The following is a 20,715-nucleotide window of genomic DNA, read 5'->3' as shown; positions in this document are numbered from 1 at the left end:
AAGCGAAAAACACAGGTAGCTTTTTTTGTTATTGCGCGTCATTCCATGTAGAAGGTGCACCCGCCGATGAACTCGCGCAGAATTGAAGTAGGCGGTATTTCGTCCTCGACGTCCGCAGTCTTGAAGTAATTCAGGAATTTTATCATGCGCACCACGCGCGTATACCAGCGGCTGTCCTCCGTAACGGCCTCGAGCAGCGGGTACGCATATTTTTTGAGGATGGCGAGCTCGTAGTAGAGCGACGAGTTAAACATCAAATCCGCCTCTTCCTGAAACGGAAAGATGTGCTTCTCTTCTCCCGCGCGTACGGAATCCCACATATCCATCGTGCGCTCCACGGGCGAATGGCGGAACTGGTAATCGCGCACCAGGCGGCGCAGCAGACGGACGTCCGTGGTGCGGATGCGGTTGTGATCGTCCAGGTTGAGCTGGGTCAACGCGCTGATGTAAATCTTGTACTTCAGCTTGCTGGGCACGTCCTCCGTAAGCTGCCTGTTCAGCCCATGGATACCCTCCACGATGATTGGCTGATCCTCGCGCACGCAAAGCAGATTCCCCTGCGGCTTGCGCTGTTTGGATTTAAAGGAAAACTCCGGGACCTCGACCTCTTCTCCCTGAAGCAGGCGAACCAGCTGGTCGTTAAAGAGCGGTACGTCCAGCGATTCCAGACACTCCAGGTCGGGCTTCCCCGCCTCGTCCAGCGGTACCTTATCCCGATCCAGATAGTAATTGTCCAGCGAGATGGAGACGGGATGCAGGCCGCTCAGTCGAAGCTGAATCATCAGGCGCCGCGCGAACGTCGTCTTGCCCGACGAAGAAGGGCCTGCGATCAGCACGAGGCGCGCGCCCTTTTCCGCAATTCGATCGGCCGCGTCGGCGATACACTTTTCCTGCAGCGCTTCGTTCACCCGAATAAATTCGCGGATTTTGCCGCTTTCGATCAGGTCGTTCAGATCCGCCGCGTTGCTGCAGGAAAGGATTTTTCCCCATTGAGCAGCCTCGGCAAACGCGCGCTGCAGCTTGGGACGCTCCACGAAGGGCGCGGTCCGGGTCGGCTGCGCGGGCGCGGGCAGCTGAATGACGACGCCGGGAAGGTAGAATTGCAGGGAAAAGTGGCGCACATACCCCGTAGAAGGGAGCATTTCTCCATAAAAATATTCCTTCATGCCGCCGCAGTCGTACAGGTCAAAATAGGTATAGGGACGATACGCCAGAAGACGCACCTTGTCCTTCTGGCCGTCCTCCTCAAAGTAAGCCATTGCTTCCTCGCGCGAGACGCGCGTGCGAACAAATGGAAGATCTGCGGCGACGATCTCACGCATACGCTGTTCGATGCGTCGCACGCGAAGGCCTGACAGCGCGGCATCGCCCGTGACCACCGCGTATACGCCGTAGCCTGCGCTGTTTTCGATCCGCACGTGCGCGCCTGGCATCACGTCCTTCACCGCCATGAGGAAGATGAATCGTGCGGAGCGCTCATAGACGCGGCGGCCCTCTTCGTCTTCGTAGTTGACCAGCACGCAGTCGCAGTCCTTTTGCGGCTGCCAGCGCAGGCCCTTTACCGTTCCGCCTACACGCACGGCGATTGTCTTTTCCTCCGCCTGCGGCATGTACAAATGGAGAATTTCCTGCATGCTCATGCCGACCACGCATTCGACCGCCAGACCATTTATATGAAGGCGAATCCTTTCCGCCATTTTGCTTCCCCCTTTTTGTGCGATTCTTATATTATTTCTGTATTTTTTCACATTTTCCTGCCGAAGAATGCGCCGGTTTTGCGCTTCCTTCTTCATTTTGCCCACGAATGAAGAAAGGGCGGGCGCACCAGCGTCCGTCCTTTTAGCTTGTCCTTACCGAGCCGGGATATCCGAGGTCGCCACGACGTTTGCGCCCGTACCGCAGACGTCTTCAATGAGCACGTCCCCGCGGTGAAGTGGCGCCCTCGCGCGGACAGCCGCGATCGCTTCCAAAACCTGCGGAATTTTTGCCTTGGGTATTGGCGCATGCGTCTTGCACGAGCAGACCGGACGCACGCCGCCCTCCAGGCGGACGAGCGAAGTGACCACGCGCATCGGGCAGGTCATCTCCTGACGGCCGTAGGTTTCGCCGCGCCTGCAGGTATTTCCCACGACCGTCACCTGACCGTCCGCGTCTTGCGTCACCTTCAGCTGGCAGCCCATCGGGCATGAGATGCAGATCATTTCCTTCGTCATCGCTTAACCCTCCGTCACGATCGACAGGTGGACGTCGTCCGCCAGATCGGTTACGTCGATCGTCACCTTTTCCATTTCGCCCGGCGTCATGATCGGCTTTTTGCGCCGCAGCAGTTCCCTGTCTCCGCTCCTGATCACGAGCGCGGCGCCCCGGTATACCTCGCCGACGCGGAAATACAGATCCACCTTTCCGGTGGCTTCGCTCGACAGCACCTGCGGCACGGCGTAGCGCACGCCGCCCTCCGCGACGACGCGGTGCGCACGCTGCGCGGGGCGGGAATTCCGAACGAAAGCTGCCGCACTGCGGCCGGCCAACTCCGCCTCGTGGCTTACGTTGTCCACCAGGTCGTGCACGTGCAGCACGTTGCCGCAGGCAAACACGCCTGCGAGGCTCGTCTGACGGCCCTCGTCGACCACTGCGCCCGACGTGACGCGATCCATCTCCACGCCCGCCTCGCGCGTCAGCTCGTTCTCCGGGAGAAGCCCTACGGAGAGAAGCAGCGTATCGCAGGGAATGGTCTCTTCCGTGCCCGGAATCGGGCGCTTCGTCTTTTCGTCCACAGCGCTGATGGTCACGGCCTCGACGCGCTCGCGCCCGTGGACGCGCACGACGGTGTGGTTGAACTTCAATGGGATGTCGTTATCCACCAGGCACTGCACGATGTTGCGGTTCAGGCCGCTTGAATACGGCATGAGCTCGCAGACCGCCATCACCTTCGCGCCTTCCCACGTCATGCGGCGCGCCATGATCAGCCCGATGTCACCCGAACCCAGGATGACGACCTGCCTGCCGGGCATATAGCCTTCCATGTTGGTGAGCCGCTGCGCGCAGCCCGCCGTAAACACGCCTGCCGGACGTGCGCCGGGGATGCTCAGCGCCCCGCGCGTGCGCTCACGGCAACCCATCGCCAGCACGATCGCTTCAGCCTCGATTTCGAGCAGACCCTGCTGCGCGCTCACCGCATAGACGCGGCGATCCTCTGTAAACTCGAGCACCATCGTCTCCGTCAGAACCTCGATGCCGCTTTCCTTTACTTTATCGATAAAACGTCCCGCGTATTCGGGCCCCGTCAATTCCTCCCCAAAGTAATGAAGTCCAAAGCCGTTGTGGATGCACTGCTGCAAAATGCCGCCAGGCTCCTTGTCGCGCTCCAGCACGAGCACGCTGACGCCCGCCTCGTGTGCCTGAAGCGCTGCCGCCAGCCCGGCGGGTCCGCCGCCGATGACGACCACGTCTACCTTGCGGTTCATGCGCGCTTCACCTCCTTGAGTTTGCCGACGACCAGGTTGGATTTCCCGCCAAATTTTGTGATTTCATCCATCGGAAGCCCCAACTCGCGCGATAGGATGTCCATCACGCGCGGGGAGCAAAAGCCACCCTGGCATCGCCCCATGCCTGCGCGCGTGCGGCGCTTTACGCCGTCCACGGAGCGCGCTCCGCGCCGGATCGCCTCGACGATTTCGGCCTCGGTCACCGTTTCGCAGCGGCAGATGATGCGTCCGTACAGCGGGTTTTCTGCGATGGCCGCCGCCTGCTGCTCGCGCGTCATCCTGCGGAAAGCCGCGATGTGGCTGCGCCTCGGCTCAAACGTGCGGTTTTCTTTCAGCGTCAGGCCCTGCGCCCGGAGCAGGTCTGTAATTTCCTCCGCGATAGCGGGTGCGCTGGAAAGGCCCGGAGAGCAGATGCCAGCCGCGTGTACCATATGCGGCGCTCGCTCGCTCGCCCGGAGGATGAAATCCCCCGTAGAGGGAATGGCCCGAAGCCCGGCGAACGACGTGATGACCGAACGAAAGTCGAGCGCGGGCACGGACCGGATCGCCTGACGGCGCAGGGCGTCGATTCCCGCCTGCGTCACCTCTGTGTCGCGCTTGTCCGTCTGGTCTACCGCCGTGGGACCTGCGAAGATGTTGCCGTCCACCGTCGGACTCACGAGCACGCCCTTGCCCATCCTCGAAGGGGTCTGAAAGACGACCTTGAACGTACGGCAGGCGTTTCTGTCCATCAGCAGGTACTCGCCCTTCCTGGGCGATATGGAGAAGGAATCGTCCCCCGCCATGCGTGCGATGTCGTCGGCAAAAAGTCCCGCCGCGTTGACGACGTAGTTGGCTTCTATCCGCTCGTCCCCGCAGGTCAACGCAAATCCGCCGTCCGCCAGCCTTTCGATGGCCGTGACGGGCGCGTTCAGCTTAAACTCGACGCCGTTTGCGCGCGCATTTTCGCTGCACGCGATGGTCAGCTCGTAAGGGCAGGTGATTCCCCCTGTCTGCGCGTAGAGCGCGCAGGTAACTGCTTCAGACAGCGAGGGCTCCAGTTCACGCGCCCTGCCGCCGTCCACGATTTCCATATCCGGCACGCCGTTTTGAACGCCCTGAGCATAGAGCCGCTCGATTTGCGCGCGATCCGCCTCGTCGAAGCCGACGACGAGCGAGCCGCAGCGCCCTAAGGGAACGTCCAACTCCTCACACCACTTCGTAAACAGCGCGTTGCCGCGGACGTTCACCCGTGCCATGACGCTGCCTGGCTCACAGTCATATCCTGCGTGGACGATCGCGCTGTTTGCCTTGGAGGAGCCCATGGCGACGTCCTCCGCCGCCTCTACGAGCACCGTCCGTGCTGCGTAGCGCGAAAGCTCCCTGGCGATCGCACAGCCGGTCACACCGCCGCCGACGATGACCACATCGTACCGCATGTCGTTTCCCCGCTTTCCTGGTTTCATATGTATAACGCCGTCCGGCGTTACAATCCCTGCGACTGCGCTGCAGCCTGTCCTGCGAGTACGCCCGTAGAAAAAGCGATTTGCAGGTTAAACCCGCCCGTATGGGCGTCCACATCCAACACTTCGCCCGCAAAGTAGAGTCCTTTTATGCGTTTGGAGGCCATCGTGCCGGGGACGACTTCCTTTACGTCCACGCCCCCGCGCGTGACAATCGCTTCCTCTACCGGCCGCATGCGCTCGATTTCGAGCGGAAGCGCCTTGAGCGCCTCCACGAGCGTTTGGCGCTGAGGCCGCGTTACCTGATGCACGGGCATTTCCAGAGACATGCCCACAAGAGAAGGAAAAATCAAGGCCAGACGCTGCGGCAGCAGACCGCAAAGGACGCTTCCGAGCTGCTTGCGCTGCATGCTTTCAAAATCGCGCTGAATGCGTTTGTCGAGCTGTTCGGGCGCAAGACCCGGCTTCAAGTCGATCCGCACCTCTACGCCGGCCGGCTCCAAATCGGTCATGTGGCTCGAGAGCTCGATTACCAGCGGACCGGACACGCCAAAGTGCGTAAAGAGCATCTCGCCCAATTCGTCGTACAGCTTCTTTTTGCCAAGGCGCGCACTGAGCCGCACATTTTTAAGCGCAAGCCCCTGCAATTCGCGAGGCCACTGCGCCTTTGTCACCATGCCTACGAGGGACGGCCGCGGCGGAACGATACGGTGTCCAAGATCCTCTGCAAAGCGGTACCCATCTCCGGTGGAGCCGGTGGACGGATACGACACGCCGCCCGTCGCGACGACTACGCTCTGCGCGGGAAGCTCCGTTCCGTCTTCGAGCAGCACGCCGTGGACGATGCCATCCCCCTGCAAAATCGTCTGCACGCGGCAGCCGAGCCGCACCCGAACGCCCGCCGCGCGCAGCGCGCGTTCCAGCGCGCGTGTGACATCGCTCGCCTTTTCGCTCTCGGGAAATACGCGTCCGCCGCGCTGAACCACGGTCGCAACCCCCAGCGACTCGAGCAGCGCGACCAGATCCTGTGCGGAGAACCGGCGCACCGCTGCGTTCAAAAAACGTGGATTTCGAGGAACCTGCGCAAAAAATTCCTCGAAATCCGCGATATTCGTGACGTTGCAACGTCCTTTTCCTGTGATATACAGCTTTTTGCCCAGCTTTTCGTTGCACTCAAGCAGCGTGACCTGCGCACCCTCCCGCGCAGCCGTGAGCGCCGCGATCATGCCCGCAGGTCCGCCGCCGATGACGGCGACTTCACGCACGGTCTTTGCCGAGGTAGACTCGATATTCATCCCAAATTCCTTCCATCAGCCGGAAATGCTCCGACAAGTCGTCGCGCCTTCTCAGGCCGACCGCTACCACCAACGCGTTGATTACCGACAGCGGCGCGGCCAGCGAATCGACGAAGGAGGCCATATCGGTACGTGCGGTCAGACAAATCGTCGAGGCGGAATGCAGCGGCGACATCGGCCCGTCCGTGAGGGCGACGACCTGCGCGCCGCGCGCCTTGGCGAACGTCATCGCTTCGAGCGTGCGCGTCGAATAGCGCGGAAAGCTGATGCCGATCAGCATGTCCTCTTCGTTGACGCGCGAAATCTGCTCGAATACGTCGATCGCACTTTCGCCCACGATGCGGACGTTGTCGAAGATAAAGTTCAGATAATAGCCCAGAAACTGCGCGAGCGGCGCAGCCGCGCGCACGCCCATCACGTAGATATTGCGTGCGCTCAGGATACGATCCACCACGTCGTCGAAGGCTACGGTGTCGATGTCCTCGATCGTCGTACGGATGTTTTGCATGTCCGCGCGCAGCACCGTGCGCAACACCTCCGACTGATCGATGTCAGAGGCCATTTCAAAGCGCTGTACCGCTGTCAGCCGATGGCGCACCAGTTCCTGAAGCGCCCGCTGAAGCTGCGGATACCCTTCGTAACCCAGCGCCGAGGCAAAACGCACGACCGTCGATTCGCTGACGCCGACCTTCTCGCCCAGGCGGGAAGCGGTCATGAAGACGGCCTTGTCGTAATGCTCCACAATATATTCCGCAATCCGTCGATGGCCCTTGCTCAGACGCTTGCCGGATTGATTGAGACGGCGGATTAAATCCTGCATGTCCTGCATTTTCTTCACTCCATGCTGCAAATTTGATCGCTTTTGACATTCTATCAAATTCACCGCTGATTTGCAAGCATAACCCGCTTATTCCTGCAAAAACCGCTCTGCCGCCCCGCGCGACGTCCAATCAAAATTCAGCACGGTGTAGGTGATGAAGCCCTTGCGCAGCAATGTGACGTCGTTTTCTCCGGCTTCCTGTTCGTCCGCCGCCCCGCCAACCAACCAGTAATATTTCCCGACGCGCGGATTCTCCTGCTCCAGATACGCGCCGTCATAGCGAAGCCGGGACAATTCCGCCGCGCGCTCGCCGCGGGTCGCCCCCAACTGTACGTCCGGCAGGTTGATGTTCAGCACCGTCATCGGCAAAAGCTGCTTTGCATAAAGCCGGTCCGCGGCCTTCAATGCAGTCTGCGCCGCGGCAGCGCACAGGTCGTGCCTGCCAAACGGGACGGAAACGGCAATTGCAGGAAATCCCGCAAAAGCTCCCTCCATTGCGGCGGCGACCGTGCCACTGTAGTGCACGTCCGTGCCGATATTATAGCCGTCGTTGATGCCGGAAACGACGACGTCCACCGGGCCGGTCAGTTTGTCCAGCGCGAGCTTTACGCAGTCCGCCGGGGTACCGTCGATCGACCAGGCCATGGCGCCGGGCCATTCCACGGGACGCGCCATCAGCGGGCGGAACATCGTGATGCTGTGGCTGGCAGCGCTGCGCTGCGTGTCCGGGGCCGCGACCGTCACGCGGTGTCCGGCGTCGATGAAAGCCTGTGCAAGGGCTTTGATGCCGCAGGCGCCAATGCCATCGTCGTTTGCAATCAATACGTGCATACTATTCCTCATTGCGGTACATGAACGCCGTCATGACACCGTCTTTCGCTTCAAATTCCAGCCGGAGTGCATACGGCAGGATGTTTCTGAACTTCATATCCGAGCGGCTGCCGACGGTCGCGTCGAAGCCCGCTGGGATGTACTTGACGCCGCCTTGGCCGTGCCAGTGCATTTCCTCGATGAATGTAGGGATGCGCAGCACGATGTTGTACACCGTCGTGCAGACCTGACAGGTGCCTCCTCCGTATCCCATGCTGCTGTCGCCTGAAAGGATCGGGGCAAGCTTGTAGCCCGTTTCCTTTTCATAGGGGCCGCAGATGGCGTTGAAGGAAAAGACATCGTCCGGTCTGATCACGATATGCGTCAGCAGCTTCGCCGCCAGATCGATGTTGTACATCCGCCCTACGTTCTTTTCAGAGCGCCCGGTTGAATAGTAGGTCGTAAAGGCGTAAAGCAGGTCGCCGGGCTGCGCCTCCTGCCACGGGACGAAGTAGGTCAATTCCAATGCGTCCGCGCGCACCGACTGGTCGTCCTCCTCGCGGCGGTATTCAAAGTACGCGCGACCGTCGGCGATCTTCTTTACCGCAACGTATGCGCCCTCGCTGACGTTGACGGCATACCGGTACTCCTCCGGCCTGAAGCTGACGCCGCGCGTCACGCGACCGACGGCGACGTAGGAGGAGGTGCCGGGCATGGGGCCCACAAAGGGGTCCTTTCGCTGCACCCGCTCGGTGAACTTGGTGAGCACGTAACCGACCTGACCCTCGTAGTCGATCTTCGTAAAGGTGCGCATCTTCTCATATACGTCCACGATCGTACCGGCCTCGATGCGCCCCAACACATTCGCTTCCTCGCTGCCGCGCGCGTATACGTTCAGGTCCTTTCCGATGATGCCCGTGTAAAGGGCCTCTTCCTCGCCCAGCGCCGTCGCGGGCAGCAGCATGAGCGCAATGCAAAGCAAAATGAATAATTTTTTCATGGTTTTCATCATGCGTCCGCCCGATAGATCATGACCGTCACGACGCCGTCCGTAAGCTGAAGCGCCATCCGAATGTCGTACGGCAGCATGTTTTGAAAACGCAGATCGATGTTCCCCTGCCCGACGGCCGCGTCAAAATCGATGGGCGCGTAATCGATCCCGTACGAGCTGTGCGGCTGCTCCTTGACGATCTTCGCCGGAATCTGCAGGAGGACGTTATAAAGCGTCGTGGAAACCTGGCAGATGCCTCCGCCGTAGCCCGTCTTTTTTGAACTCACGTAGTTGATAATGGGCCCCAGCTCGTAGCCGTTTCTGGCGCTGTACGGCGCGCAGTAATCGTTGAAGGAGAAGTTTTCGCCTTCCTTGATGACGACGTCCTGAAGTCGCTGCACGCCCTCGCGCATGTTGTGCACGCGTCCGACGCCCAGTTCGCTCCGGTCGCCCGCTTCGTAAAAAGTCGCGAAGACGCCGATCAGGTCACCGGGTTGAGCGGCGTCCCAGGTCTTCACCGGCTCCAGCGTGATGCGCGAGCCCGCGGCGATCATGCCGGTCGTCCTGAGATAGGGAAGCAGCATGTTCCCCCTGGCGTCCGGCTCGTTCACGCAGACGATCGATCCCTCCGGCATCGTTAAGAAGACTTCGTCCGGGTTTTCGGCGTTTAAAATCTGTACATCGCCCACGGCCTTCGCCGCGTAGGGGTACCAGACCGCTCCGGGAATCAGGCCCAGATACGGATCGATAGCGCGGAAGCGATTCAGAAATTCGCTGAGCACGTAGCCCGTCTTGTTGCCTTTTTTCACGTGCGCCCAGGTCTCGCCTACGCTGCTGACGATGATTTCCTCGTCCTCATAAACGGTCGCGACCATCTTGGCTTCCTTGGAGGGCGCCTGACGCACAGATAGATCCTTTTTTGCCTTCGCGGTGTAGACGTCGATGAATTCCTCGTAAAAATACTTCATCGGCACCTCGACGCCTTCCCTGGCCGCCTGAATCTTGATGACATTGCGCGCCAGGATATAGCCTACCTCGCCGTTTTTTACGACCTTGAACCACTGGTCACCCAGCTCCAGAATATCGACCGATTCGTCCTTTTCTACGCTTTCCAGCTTTTTGGCGGACGTGGATTTCGTCTTGCGCACGGTCATGTTCTTCGTAACGACGCCGGTGTAAAGAATATCGATTTCCTCATCTTCCGCGAAAGAGCAGAGCGGAAATGCGAAAAGAAGAAGCAAAAAAAGTGCAATCAGCCGTTTGGTCATGATAAAGAAGTTCCTCCTCCCCGCAATGGACATTTGCAGTCATTATAACATGTGTACCGGGGTTCCCGCAACCGCAAAGAATACTCCCGAAAACTGACGAAAAAAAGCCGGAAAATCATCCCGTGATTTTCCGGCTGGACGCTGAATTTATTCCTCGTCGGTTGGATCGCCATCCTCCGGCGGGAGTTCCCCGAAGACGGGCTTACCGCAGTTGGGGCACAGATGCTCCTCCTCCAGGTCAAAAGCCGTCTCGTCGAAGTAGATGCTCGTGCCGCAGTTCGGGCAGTCGTACTCAATCAGCCCGTCGTCATCGTCCTCTTCGTCGTCTTCCTCTTCGTCTTCTTCATCGTCCAGATGATGGTGATGACCGCAGGAACACTCCTCGTCTTCCTCGTCGCCGAAGAGCGCGTTTTCCATCTCGCTCAGGTCCTCGTCGATATCCTCGACGTACTCCTCGAGCTCCTTGTGCGCTTCTTCTGCCTGCTCCATCTTTTCAGCTACCAGCGCATATGCATCCACCATCGCCAGAAGGAGCTTCCCCTCCTTCGTGTCGGCGTTGATTCCCATTCCCTCCGCCAGGCCTCTCAAATAGGCCGCGCGATCCGTGATCTGGCTCATCGTCCATTCCTCCTGTCCGCACTTGGCGGCACCACGCGCGATTACGCGCGCTCCATATACTCGCCCACGCGGGTATCCACGCGGATCTTGTCGCCGATGTTGATGAACAGCGGCACCTGCAGCGTATAGCCCGTCTCCAACGTCGCGGGCTTGTAGGTGTTGGACGCGGTATCGCCCTTGAATCCGGGTTCGGTCTGAGTGACCTCAAGCGTCACGAAGTTCGGTGCTTCGACGGAGAACGCCTTGCCCTTGAAGAAGCGAACCGTGACGTTTTCGCCTTCCTTGACGAAGCGAACCGCGTCCTCTACCTGATCCTGCGTCAGCGGGATCTGCTCAAAGGTCTCGTTGTCCATGAAGTAGTACAGCCCACCGTCGTTATAGACGTAGTTCATTTCCTTGGTCTCGATGATCGCGCGCGGCATCTTGTCGGTCGGGTTGAAGGAACGCTCCACCACCGCGCCCGTCATGATGTTCTTGATCTTGGTGCGGACGAACGCCGCGCCCTTGCCCGGCTTCACGTGCTGGAAGTCGACGATGTTCCAGACGCCGCCGTCCCATTCAATCGTAATACCCTTGCGGAAATCTCCTGCCGTAATCATGTAAAAATCCCTCCGTATTCTTTTTCGTATGGTGTTTAAAGGATGAAAAAGGCGAATAGCCCGCTTAAAGCGTGACCAATTCCTTTGTCGCAGGGGTCAGGATGCGCACGCCCGATTCCGTGACAGCGACACTGTCCTCGATGCGGACGCCGCCGACGCCGGGCACGTAAATTCCGGGCTCCACGGTGATGACCATGCCTGGCTCGACGATGTCGCCGCAAAGGCGGCTGAAGCGCGGTTCCTCGTGAATTTCAAGGCCCGTGCTGTGTCCAAGGCCATGCCCGAAACGGCCCGCATAGCCCGCCTCATCGATGATGGCCCGGGCGACCGCATCCACGTCGCTGCAGCGTACGCCCGGGCGGATCGCCTCAAGCGAAGCGAGCTGCGCGCGCAGAACGGTGTCGTACATGCGACGAAGCTCCGGCGAGACCGAACCGACCGCAACCGTGCGCGTCATGTCAGCATGATATCCACCGGTCACGGCGCCGAAATCCATGGTAATGAAGTCGCCCCGGCAGACCTTCCGGTCGGAAGGAATCGCGTGACAGAGGGAGCCATTCGGCCCGGACGCTACAATCGTATCAAATGATACGCCCTCGGAGCCGTTGCGCAGCATCCAGAAATCCATTTCCAGCGCGATTTCCCGCTCGGTCATCCCTTCACGAATGAAGGAGCACATGTGCTCAAAGCAATCGCTCGTCAGCTTGTTGGCACGGGAAAGCGCCTCGATCTCCCCCGAATCCTTGATCCGGCGCAGGCGCTGCGTCATACCTGCCAAGGATACGAGGTTCATTTCCGGCATGACGTCCTGCAGCTTTTTGTACTGCTCGACCGTCAGCACGTCCTCCTCCACCGCCAGGCACCGCACCGCCTTTTCCGAAAGCAGGCGGAAAGCGACCGTCTCGTGGGCCTCACCTGACGCGATTTCGTATACTTCAAACGACGGGGCCTGCCGCTGCGCCTGTTCGGTGTAGCGAAAGTCCGTGACGATCGCCGCCCTGCCGCCGGCAACGACCGCGATGCCCTCGCCCGTGTAGCCGCTCAAATAGCGGATATTGGGGGCGCTGCTGATCAGCGCGGCCTGTGCTCCGTCGGGCAGCAGCCGCAAAAGCGCCTCGCAACGTGCGTTCATTTCTCCACTTCCTTCAAAATAGAACGCAGCATGCGCCGCGCCCATATGCGCAAAATATTTTAGCATAAAAAACGCCATTATTCAAGTTCTTTGTTGCAGCGCACCCTTCTCATTGTGCAAAATATTGCGCTTTTTTACGCAGAAAAAAGCCGCCAATACACTTTGGCGGCCAAACGGCATCAAATTTTGCTTTTGCGCTGAGATAGAATCAGGCCTAGCAGCGTCAGGAGCACGCCCAGGAATGATAGCGGCGTCACCCGCTCCTTGAGCAGCAGCGAAGACGCGGCGACCGTCACTACGGGCACCAGATATATGTACGCGCTCGTCTTGGCCGCGCCGATCGACTGCACCGCGCGCCCCCAGGTGACGAAGCAGAGCGCGGACGCGACGAAGCCCAGGTACAGCAGATTGAGCAGCGCCGTTAGGCTAAGCCCGCCGGGCGAGGGGAACGAATGAACCATCCGGGGAACCACCGGCAGCATGAAGACGAGCCCCCAGAAGAAGATCCGTCGCGTCGTCTGCACCGTGCTGTGACCGAAGCCGGCGATGCGCCGCGTCAGGATCGTGTAGGCCGCCCAGACGACGGCCGCGAGCAGCGCCAGCACATCGCCTAGCGGATTGAGCGCGAGCGCGCTGCCCGCGAATCCAATACAGGCGATGCCGAGAAGCGAGACGGCAAAGCCTGCGAAAAAAAATCCACCCGGCCGTTCGCCCTTCAAAAAGAAGAAGGACAGGATGGCCGTAAAAAAGGGCGCGACGGAAAGAATCACGCTCACGTTGGAGGCATACGTGTACTCCAGCGCGATGTTTTCCAGCAAAAAGTAAAGCGTCACGCCGCAAAGACCGGCGGCTATCATCGGCAGCTCTTCCCGAAAACCGCGTGTCTTGAGCGGACGCGGCGCGGCCAGCCACAGCGCCCCGTACCCCAGCAGAAAGCGGATAAACAGGATGGCAATCGGCTCAAACGTCCTGAGCAGAACCTTCGTGGAAATAAACGTCGTGCCCCAGACGATCACCGTCATCGCTGCCAGCAGATGTCCCGTTTTTGGATCCTTATTCATGTGTGCGTTCTCCAATCATGCGCTGATAGTAAGCCGGCGTCATGCCGGTAAAGCGTTTAAAAAATCGTGTGAAATGGCTTTGATCGCAAAATCCGGCCTCCATGCCCGCCTCCAGGGGAGACATCCCGCGCCGCAGCCCCTCCTGCGCACATTCGACCCTGAGCGCCTCTTGATAAGCTCCCGGCGGGATGCCGAGCTCGCGCGTAAACGAGTGCAAAAGATAAGAGCGGCTGCATCCGCAAAACCCGCTCAGTTCAGAAACCGTAACGCCGCGCCGAAAGTGCTCGCGCAGGTATGCGCAGGCCGCTTCAAAGCGCGTGTCCACAGGCTCGTGCGGCCCGCGGCGCATATGTTCCCGGCTCAGGCGTCGCAAAAACGCAGGACGGCAGGAATCGCGCTCATAGGCCCGCAGGAAATCTTCCGCAATCGCCGCGTCCTTTAAGACGGGCGCCGTAAACCGGGGCGCTGCGCATTCGGTCATCGCCTCCATCTGCGTCTGCGCGATGTGCAGCGCACGGTAGGCGAAGGGGGCGTCGGAGGCGGCCACGCAGGCGTGAACCTGACAGGGATTCAGCAGCATCATATCGCCCGTACACACGGGATACTGGCCGCCCTCGGCGGACATGATCCGCGCGCCGCGGATGATTAACCCCACGACGTAATAGCTGTGAAAATGCCGTGTGAGCGGCACCACCTGTCCGCTGATTTCCACTGCCTCAATTCCAGACCCAGACATAGCGCATCCTCCGTTCCTTCGTATTTTATCGCATTCTGGCTGCCTTGTCTTGAACGATTGTGCTTTTTTCGCTCGGCAGGGGCTTTTTGAAGCTGTCGCACAGCGTTTCGAGCGCCCGCTTTTCGATGCGGCTCACATAGGAACGCGAGATGCCCAGCACGCGGGCGACCTCCTTTTGCGAGTGCGGCACGCCATCCGTAAGCCCGTATCGCAGCTCCAGCACGACCCGCTCGCGCTCGGGCAGCTGGGTGCGGATCAGCCGCGCCACCTTGCCGATGGAAAGCCTGCGGTCCACCTCGTCCGGCACTGCGTTTTCGTCCGTGCCCAGGATGTCGGTGAGCGTAATCTCGTTGCCTTCGCCGTCCGTGCCGATCGGTTCCGATAGCGAGACGTCGCCCTTGCGCTTCTGTGACGCACGCAGCACCATCAGTATTTCGTTTTCGATACACCGCGCGCAGTAGGTCGAGAGCTGGGTGCCTGTGCCCGATTTGAATGTACTTACGCCCTTAATGAGGCCGATCGTCCCGATGGAGATCAGGTCGTCCGCATCGTAGCCCGGCACGGTGTACTTACGCGCGATGTGCGCCACGAGGCGCATGTTGTGCTCGACGAGCTCGTTCTTCGCCTGCGCATCCCCGGCCTGCATGCGCGCGATGCAGTGCGCCTCTTCCTTCGCGTTCAGCGGCTTTGCAAAGGCGGATCTGCCTGATACGTAAGCCAGAAAAAAGAGCGCGTCCTTGACGAGCCATAAAAGCGCAGATGTCAGCATTTCGCATCCCTCCGCGGGAAACGTATGCGGCATCTGCGCGAAAACTGTCTGTCCTTGCCAGAGAAAAACGTCAACCGCCCTGCCGCGCGTGATTGCGGCACGGCCCGCGCAGCAAATCGCCCGCGCCGATTCCCTCCGGCGCGGCGATGCGAACGCGCGCCTTGGGATGACCGACGACGCTGACCCGCTCGCCGGTTTCCTCCATCACGATCTCCCCCACGGTGAGCGGGACGATGCCCTGCGGGGTCATTGCTTCCAGCGCGTCGCCGGTAAAGAAGCGGTTCTTTACCTCCAACAAAATCTCACCGCCCGGCAGCCGGTCCAGCACGGCGGCGGTAAACTCGCTGTCCTGCCGGAAGCCCTCCGCACCGGCGCACTGCTCCGGCCGCCCGAAGTAAAAGCCCGTGTCCGACGGCCTGTGGCTCGCCTTTTCCAGCTCCCGCACAAGCGACGCGCGCAGGCCCTCGTATTCAGGCAAAGAGCGCTGATACGCGTCCAGCGCCCGGCGGTACGCCCCCACCACGGTGGCCACGTAGTATTCCGTCTTCATGCGTCCTTCGATTTTAAGGCTGGCGATGCCGGCCTCTACGAGTTCGGGTATGTGCTCGATCATGCACAGGTCATGCGCGCTGAGGATGTAGGTGCCGCGCGCGTCCTCCGAGATGGGCATGTATTCGCCGGGGCGCGTCTGCTCGGCCAGTGCGTAGCGCCAACGGCACGGCTGCGCGCAGCTTCCCTGATTGGCGTCCCGCCCGGTCAGGTAATTGCTCAGCACGCAGCGTCCGGAGTAGCTCATGCACACAGCCCCGTGCACGAACGCTTCCAGCTCCAGCTCCCCGGGGGTGTTTTCGCGAATCTGGCGGATCTGCGAAAGCGACAGCTCGCGCGCGAGGATGACGCGCTGCGCGCCCAACGCATGATACAGCGAGGCGGTACGCGCGTTAACCGTGTTGGCCTGCGTGCTCACGTGCAGCGGTAGCGCGGGCACCTGCTCCCGCAGGAGGGTCATCACGCCCAGATCCGAAACGATAGCCGCATCCACCCCGAGCGCCTGCGCGCGCTGCGCGGCGTTTAACATGCCCGGGATGTCCTCGTCGTACGCAAAGATGTTCATCGTCACGTACAAGCGCTTGCCCGCGCCGTGTACGATGGCTATCGCCTCTTTTAACTGCGCGTCGTCAAAATTTCCTGCGTAGGCTCGCAGGCCGTAATTCTTCATGCCGACGTAGACGGCATCCGCGCCGAAGCGGACGGCTGCGCGCAATTGCCGCATACCGCCCGCCGGTGCCAGTAGCTCTGGAATTTTCATGGCTTACTCAATGCCCCTGCTCTTGTCGTATTCGATCCAAAGCGGCCTGTACATGGAAACCGCCGCTTCGTGCTCTTCCAGCGTCTTGGAGAAGTGCAGTTCGCCGGAGTTTGGATCCTTGCTGCAGAAGTACAGATACCCCTGCTGGCGGTACTGCTCGTCCGGATACAGCGCCGCGATGATGGCGTCCGTCGAAGGATTACAGATCGGGCCCGTGGGCAGCCCCTTGTTCTTGTAGGTATTATAGCCGGTGTTGACTGCCAACTCCTCGTCGCTGAGCGCCATCTTTCTGGAGTTCAGGTAGTACTTAATCGTGACGTCCGACCCCAGCGTCATGTTCTGCTTCAAACGGTTGTGGAACACCGCCGACACCTTGGCGAAGTCTGCCGTCTTGGCTTCCTTTTCGATCATCGAAGCCAGCGTCAGTACCTGATCCATCGTGAGGCCCAGCTCCTCGGCGCGTTCGTCATAGGTCGCGGGATACACGGCCTCCGTCTGCGCCAGCAGCTTCTTGATGATGTCGTCCGCCGTCGCGGAGGTGTACACCTCGTACGTATTGGGCGACAGATAGCCCTCCAGCACGTACTTCCGCTGGCTGACGTTGGGCGAACCCAGCACGTCCGCGATGTAGTAGTAATCCTTGTAGTTTTCCCCGGTCTTGCACAACGTCAGGAATTCTTCCTCGGTCTTGATAATGCCGTCCTTGAACAGCTGCGCGGCGATGTCCTCCACCGTCCACCCGGGGATGATCGTGATGCGCGCGGTGTTCGGCTTGCCGTCGCCCGTGGTCAGCTGATCCATGATCTCCATCATATCCATGGACTTTGCCAGCATGTATTCGCCGGACTGAATGCGTTGTCCCTTGCCCATAAAGTCCGTCACGTACTTAAAGACCGTGCGGTTATGGATGAGACCCGCCTCCTCCAACTCGCGCGAAACGCGCGAGAGCGAGCTGCCCGAGGACACCGTAAAGGTGACAGGCGTTTGATCTTCCGCGTTCACGGGACCGACGAAGTGATCCGACACGAAGCTCCAGCCGGTCATCAAAAGACCGCAGACGATTGCCAGCGACGCAGTGAAGACGACCAGCGGCCTCAGCACAGCCCACAGCCAGTCGTACCAGAAGAAGCCGTAGGAGCGCTCCTCATGCAGCGTCTTGTGGTCGTAATCGCGCGGCACCTTTTTCTGTTTTTTCCCCAAATGGGTTCAGCCTCCCGTCTGTCAGACGCCGTCCGGCAGCTCCAGGGACAACCCCGCGGCGTCTGACAAAATTTTGAATACGTCCGCCAGCGTCTTTTGCATCTGCATTTCCGCCAGCAGGTACGCTTGGACGTCCTGATTCATGTATAGCAGCGTGGCAAGCTGCTGAAAGCGCTTCATCTCTTCATCCGGCATCTTCCCAGCTGCGCCGGTCATGCTCATCTGAAGCTGTAGCTGCAACTTTTTGTACTCCTTCAGCAGCGCGCGGTTCGTTTCGTCCGCATAGGCGGCCTCGCGCAGACGGGCAAGCTCCTTGCACTCGTCGCTGTTTCTGATTTCGCCCGCCAGGCGGTTCGCAGTATCGTAAATGTTCACGTCCGATCCGCTCCCTCAATATAGACGTGCAACGCATCCCCTGCGTTGCACGCTTTCATACATTTGTTTTTCGCTCAGGTTTCCATGATGATCGGCAAAATCATCGGGTTACGTTTAATGCACTCGAACAGGTACCGGTGCAGGTCGTCCTTGATGCGATTCTTAATCGGCGTCCAGTCGGACGTCTCGATCGTGCTGTACTGTGACAGCACGTTTTGCACCACCTGCTTGACGCCTTCGATCAACTCCTCGTTTTCGCGAACGTACACGAAGCCTCTGGAGATGATCTCCGGACCGGAAGAGATGAGCCCCGTTTCCCGGCTGACGCCGATGACAACGATGATGAGCCCGTCCTGCGCCAAGTGCTTGCGGTCGCGAAGCACTACGTTTCCCACGTCTCCGATGCCAAGTCCGTCCACCATGATCGCGCCCGTCGGCACCGCGCCTGCGATGTGCACGCCGTTGCCGCCCAGCTCGATGATCTGCCCCAGTTCCGGAATGATGATGTTGTCAGGATCCATGCCCATGGACTTGGCCAGCTTTGCGTGCTGGCAGAGCATCCTGAACTCGCCGTGCACCGGGATGAAAACCTTGGGATGCACGAGCGTGTGAATCAGCTTGAGCTCCTCCTGGCAGGCGTGCCCTGACACATGCACGTCCGCGATCGCCTTGTAGACCACCTGCGCCCCACAGCGGTATAGTTGGTTGATGACGCGCGAGACGAGCACCTCGTTGCCGGGAATCGGCGAGGCGGAAAGGATGACCAGGTCGGTCGAGCGAATCTGCAATTTGCGGTGTTCGCTGTAAGCCATGCGCGTAAGCCCCGACATGGGCTCTCCCTGACTGCCCGTGGTGAGCACCACGATTTCGTTGTCCGGAAAGTCGTCCAGATCGTCCGCCTCGATGTAACAGCCGACCGGAATTTTCAGCTCGCCCAGCGTCATGGCGACCTTCATATTATTCACCATGCTGCGGCCGATAAAACAGATCCGGCGGTGATATTGTACGCAGAGATCTACCACTTGCTGGATGCGGTGGATGTTGGAGGCGAACATGGCGATGATGATGCGTCCCGCGGCGTCGCGAAAATACGAGTTAAACGTCTCGCCGATCTTGCGCTCGGACATCGTATAGCCCGGACGTTCGACGTTTGTGGATTCGCACAGCATCGCCAGCACGCCCCGGCTGCCCCAGGCGGCGAACGTATTGAGATCGGTTACCACGCCGTCAATGGGCGTGTAGTCAACCTTGAAGTCGCCCGTTACGATTACCGTGCCCGCGGGCGTCGTAATCGCCATCGCGACCGCACCGGCGATTGAATGGCTGACTTTGATAAACTGAACGGTAAAGCTCCCCAGCTGCACGGTATCCTTCGGCTGGATGACCTGCATGGGGATTCCGCTGATCCTGTGCTCGCGCAGCTTGTTTTCGACCAACGCAAGCGTCAGGCGTGTGCCGTAAATGGGCATGGGAATCTGACGCATCACGTACGGGATGGCGCCGATGTGATCCTCATGGCCATGCGTGAGCAGCAAGCCGCGGACGCGATCTCTGTTTCGCACCAGATACGTCACGTCCGGGATGACCAGGTCGATGCCCAGCATATCCTCCTTGGGGAAAATCGATCCGCAGTCCACCACGATGATGTCGTCTCCATACTCAAAAACCGTGATGTTCTTGCCGATCTCGTCCACGCCGCCCAGCGGTATGATACGAAGTTTAGATGGAAATTCTGCCACGTTTTCCTCCTTTCAAGTCGTCCTGTTCCTCTCACGACTAGAATGTGTATACATTTACTTAAAGCACAATCCGCATGTCTTTCAATGCCGGCATGTGCTTTTTGTATGGTTTTATGCAGGTATCCGTCCACCCTGCCATAGTATGTCATGGTTATTATAGCACACATTTCGCTTTCTGTACAAAAGAAAATACAAATCCAGGCATGTGCTTTTTTGACAAAGCGCATGCCTGGATTTGTAAATGTTTACAGATTTTTTCAGTCCATGTACGGCGTGAGCAGCGCGAGGATGTCCGCCTGGCCGCGCGCGCCGACGACCCGCTCTACCATCTGTCCACCCTTGAGCACGACAAGCGTGGGAATGCTCATCACGCCGAAGCGCTGCGCGAGCGCGCTGCTCTCGTCCACGTTGACCTTGCCGACGATCGCTTTGCCCTGCGCCTGCTCAGCGACGGCGTCCACGTGCGGAGCGACCATGCGGCACGGTCCGCACCAGGGCGCCCAAAAGTCCACCAGCACGGGCAGGTCGGAGGCCATTGCCTCCGTCTCAAAGTTCTGTTCCGTAAATTCCTTAACAAATGCGTTCATATTTTTCCTCCTTTTCGGTCTGCGTTCGTTTTATCCCGGACGCGCCGTCAAGCATTTTTCTGCCGGATCGAAACAATGCGCGGCTGCCACATGCCCTTCTTTTTCATATGCGGCTCGAGCGCGCGCAATACGAGCAGGGCCGCGCCGATCCCGAGCAGGCCGCACAAAACGGTGAACAGATCCGCCTGAATCGATAGGTTCAGCGCGGTTCTGATGGGGCCCGCCACGAGCAGACCCGCGATGAACAGCGCGAGCGGCACGATATAGGCCAGCATGGACGCCTGCGCCACGCGTCCCTCGGGAATCTCCACCACGACCTCGTCGCCGAGGCCAGCACGCGCCTTAATCGTAAGGCTCGTGCATTGGGTTTTCCCTTCGCTGCACGCGCCGCACTTGGCGCATGCCTCCGGTCGCTCAAAGAGCACCTCGATCGTATCGTCGGCGTTTACGTTCACCACAGTTCCCGTCTTGCGCAAGGT

Annotated in this window: 21 protein-coding genes; all 21 read right to left on the bottom strand. The window is 59.7% G+C overall.

Features of this window, described 5'->3' with window-relative positions; translation table 11 throughout:
- Positions 1-38: 38 nt before the first annotated feature.
- On the bottom strand, positions 39-1,697 hold the full coding sequence (locus tag C1725_RS10380; protein WP_346026564.1) for a nucleoside kinase: 1,659 nt from the start codon (positions 1,695-1,697) through the stop codon (positions 39-41).
- A gap of 153 nt (positions 1,698-1,850) precedes the next feature.
- Complete coding sequence (locus C1725_RS10375; RefSeq protein ID WP_102411538.1) at positions 1,851-2,213, bottom strand: DUF1667 domain-containing protein; 363 nt, start codon at positions 2,211-2,213, stop codon at positions 1,851-1,853.
- Between the two features lie 3 nt (positions 2,214-2,216).
- The gene (locus tag C1725_RS10370) at positions 2,217-3,464 is read right to left on the bottom strand and encodes an FAD-dependent oxidoreductase (RefSeq protein WP_102411537.1); all 1,248 of its coding nucleotides are present in this window, start codon (positions 3,462-3,464) and stop codon (positions 2,217-2,219) included.
- Positions 3,461-4,903, bottom strand: a complete 1,443-nt coding sequence (locus C1725_RS10365; RefSeq protein WP_102411536.1) for an FAD-dependent oxidoreductase — start codon at positions 4,901-4,903, stop codon at positions 3,461-3,463. The genes C1725_RS10370 and C1725_RS10365 overlap by 4 nt, the downstream gene beginning before the upstream one ends.
- A gap of 47 nt (positions 4,904-4,950) precedes the next feature.
- Complete coding sequence (locus tag C1725_RS10360) at positions 4,951-6,222, bottom strand: aminoacetone oxidase family FAD-binding enzyme (RefSeq protein ID WP_102411535.1); 1,272 nt, start codon at positions 6,220-6,222, stop codon at positions 4,951-4,953.
- Positions 6,185-7,051: an SIS domain-containing protein gene (locus C1725_RS10355; protein ID WP_102411534.1), complete on the bottom strand. Its 867-nt coding sequence runs from the start codon at positions 7,049-7,051 to the stop codon at positions 6,185-6,187. Before C1725_RS10355 ends, C1725_RS10360 begins: the two co-directional genes overlap by 38 nt.
- A 78-nt stretch (positions 7,052-7,129) precedes the next feature.
- Positions 7,130-7,873 carry a 5'/3'-nucleotidase SurE gene (gene surE / locus C1725_RS10350; RefSeq protein ID WP_346026563.1) on the bottom strand — a complete coding sequence of 248 codons (744 nt, stop codon included), beginning with the start codon at positions 7,871-7,873 and terminating at the stop codon, positions 7,130-7,132.
- A 1-nt stretch (position 7,874) separates the two neighbouring features.
- On the bottom strand, positions 7,875-8,852 hold the full coding sequence (locus C1725_RS10345; protein ID WP_346026562.1) for a VanW family protein: 978 nt from the start codon (positions 8,850-8,852) through the stop codon (positions 7,875-7,877).
- An 8-nt stretch (positions 8,853-8,860) separates the two neighbouring features.
- On the bottom strand, positions 8,861-10,111 hold the full coding sequence (locus C1725_RS10340) for a VanW family protein (protein ID WP_346026561.1): 1,251 nt from the start codon (positions 10,109-10,111) through the stop codon (positions 8,861-8,863).
- 147 nt (positions 10,112-10,258) lie between these two features.
- Entirely contained in the window at positions 10,259-10,729 is a 471-nt protein-coding gene (locus tag C1725_RS10335) for a CD1247 N-terminal domain-containing protein (protein ID WP_102411530.1), read from the bottom strand.
- A 41-nt stretch (positions 10,730-10,770) separates the two neighbouring features.
- Positions 10,771-11,328, bottom strand: a complete 558-nt coding sequence (gene efp / locus C1725_RS10330) for an elongation factor P (RefSeq protein WP_102411529.1) — start codon at positions 11,326-11,328, stop codon at positions 10,771-10,773.
- Between the two features lie 64 nt (positions 11,329-11,392).
- Complete coding sequence (locus tag C1725_RS10325; protein ID WP_346026560.1) at positions 11,393-12,460, bottom strand: M24 family metallopeptidase; 1,068 nt, start codon at positions 12,458-12,460, stop codon at positions 11,393-11,395.
- Between the two features lie 179 nt (positions 12,461-12,639).
- Positions 12,640-13,521 carry an EamA family transporter gene (locus C1725_RS10320; protein ID WP_102411527.1) on the bottom strand — a complete coding sequence of 294 codons (882 nt, stop codon included), beginning with the start codon at positions 13,519-13,521 and terminating at the stop codon, positions 12,640-12,642.
- Positions 13,514-14,257, bottom strand: coding sequence for a helix-turn-helix domain-containing protein (locus tag C1725_RS10315; protein ID WP_102411526.1), 744 nt, complete (start codon positions 14,255-14,257; stop codon positions 13,514-13,516). The genes C1725_RS10320 and C1725_RS10315 overlap by 8 nt, the downstream gene beginning before the upstream one ends.
- Before the next feature lie 25 nt (positions 14,258-14,282).
- Positions 14,283-15,026: an RNA polymerase sporulation sigma factor SigK gene (gene sigK, locus C1725_RS10310; RefSeq protein ID WP_102411525.1), complete on the bottom strand. Its 744-nt coding sequence runs from the start codon at positions 15,024-15,026 to the stop codon at positions 14,283-14,285.
- Positions 15,027-15,096: 70 nt separating this feature from the next.
- The gene (locus tag C1725_RS10305; RefSeq protein WP_346026559.1) at positions 15,097-16,299 is read right to left on the bottom strand and encodes a peptidase U32 family protein; all 1,203 of its coding nucleotides are present in this window, start codon (positions 16,297-16,299) and stop codon (positions 15,097-15,099) included.
- Positions 16,300-16,338: 39 nt separating this feature from the next.
- Complete coding sequence (gene mltG, locus C1725_RS10300) at positions 16,339-17,535, bottom strand: endolytic transglycosylase MltG (protein ID WP_102411523.1); 1,197 nt, start codon at positions 17,533-17,535, stop codon at positions 16,339-16,341.
- 21 nt (positions 17,536-17,556) lie between these two features.
- Positions 17,557-17,910, bottom strand: a complete 354-nt coding sequence (locus tag C1725_RS10295) for a YlbF family regulator (protein ID WP_102411522.1) — start codon at positions 17,908-17,910, stop codon at positions 17,557-17,559.
- A 74-nt stretch (positions 17,911-17,984) separates the two neighbouring features.
- Positions 17,985-19,649, bottom strand: coding sequence for an RNase J family beta-CASP ribonuclease (locus C1725_RS10290; RefSeq protein WP_102411521.1), 1,665 nt, complete (start codon positions 19,647-19,649; stop codon positions 17,985-17,987).
- A 257-nt stretch (positions 19,650-19,906) separates the two neighbouring features.
- Complete coding sequence (gene trxA, locus C1725_RS10285; protein ID WP_102411520.1) at positions 19,907-20,236, bottom strand: thioredoxin; 330 nt, start codon at positions 20,234-20,236, stop codon at positions 19,907-19,909.
- Positions 20,237-20,283: 47 nt separating this feature from the next.
- Complete coding sequence (locus C1725_RS10280; RefSeq protein WP_102411519.1) at positions 20,284-20,712, bottom strand: SoxR reducing system RseC family protein; 429 nt, start codon at positions 20,710-20,712, stop codon at positions 20,284-20,286.
- Positions 20,713-20,715 lie beyond the last annotated feature (3 nt).

It is taken from the genome of Beduinella massiliensis (assembly GCF_900199405.1).
In the GTDB taxonomy this organism is placed as follows: Bacteria; Bacillota; Clostridia; order Christensenellales; family Aristaeellaceae; genus Beduinella; species Beduinella massiliensis.
The sequence above is the reverse complement of the archived record's forward strand: the minus strand, read 5'-3'. Positions and strand labels throughout refer to the sequence as shown.

What these genes read in the sequence shown, in the direction of transcription:
- C1725_RS10380 (WP_346026564.1), bottom strand. Translation starts at nt 1,697, where the DNA reads ATGGCGGAAAGGATTCGCCTTCATATAAATGGTCTGGCGGTCGAATGC.
- C1725_RS10375 (WP_102411538.1), bottom strand. Translation starts at nt 2,213, where the DNA reads ATGACGAAGGAAATGATCTGCATCTCATGCCCGATGGGCTGCCAGCTG.
- C1725_RS10370 (WP_102411537.1), bottom strand. Translation starts at nt 3,464, where the DNA reads ATGAACCGCAAGGTAGACGTGGTCGTCATCGGCGGCGGACCCGCCGGG.
- C1725_RS10365 (WP_102411536.1), bottom strand. Translation starts at nt 4,903, where the DNA reads ATGCGGTACGATGTGGTCATCGTCGGCGGCGGTGTGACCGGCTGTGCG.
- C1725_RS10360 (WP_102411535.1), bottom strand. Translation starts at nt 6,222, where the DNA reads ATGAATATCGAGTCTACCTCGGCAAAGACCGTGCGTGAAGTCGCCGTC.
- C1725_RS10355 (WP_102411534.1), bottom strand. Translation starts at nt 7,051, where the DNA reads ATGCAGGACATGCAGGATTTAATCCGCCGTCTCAATCAATCCGGCAAG.
- surE (WP_346026563.1), bottom strand. Translation starts at nt 7,873, where the DNA reads ATGCACGTATTGATTGCAAACGACGATGGCATTGGCGCCTGCGGCATC.
- C1725_RS10345 (WP_346026562.1), bottom strand. Translation starts at nt 8,852, where the DNA reads ATGAAAAAATTATTCATTTTGCTTTGCATTGCGCTCATGCTGCTGCCC.
- C1725_RS10340 (WP_346026561.1), bottom strand. Translation starts at nt 10,111, where the DNA reads ATGACCAAACGGCTGATTGCACTTTTTTTGCTTCTTCTTTTCGCATTT.
- C1725_RS10335 (WP_102411530.1), bottom strand. Translation starts at nt 10,729, where the DNA reads ATGAGCCAGATCACGGATCGCGCGGCCTATTTGAGAGGCCTGGCGGAG.
- efp (WP_102411529.1), bottom strand. Translation starts at nt 11,328, where the DNA reads ATGATTACGGCAGGAGATTTCCGCAAGGGTATTACGATTGAATGGGAC.
- C1725_RS10325 (WP_346026560.1), bottom strand. Translation starts at nt 12,460, where the DNA reads ATGAACGCACGTTGCGAGGCGCTTTTGCGGCTGCTGCCCGACGGAGCA.
- C1725_RS10320 (WP_102411527.1), bottom strand. Translation starts at nt 13,521, where the DNA reads ATGAATAAGGATCCAAAAACGGGACATCTGCTGGCAGCGATGACGGTG.
- C1725_RS10315 (WP_102411526.1), bottom strand. Translation starts at nt 14,257, where the DNA reads ATGTCTGGGTCTGGAATTGAGGCAGTGGAAATCAGCGGACAGGTGGTG.
- sigK (WP_102411525.1), bottom strand. Translation starts at nt 15,026, where the DNA reads ATGCTGACATCTGCGCTTTTATGGCTCGTCAAGGACGCGCTCTTTTTT.
- C1725_RS10305 (WP_346026559.1), bottom strand. Translation starts at nt 16,299, where the DNA reads ATGCGGCAATTGCGCGCAGCCGTCCGCTTCGGCGCGGATGCCGTCTAC.
- trxA (WP_102411520.1), bottom strand. Translation starts at nt 20,236, where the DNA reads ATGAACGCATTTGTTAAGGAATTTACGGAACAGAACTTTGAGACGGAG.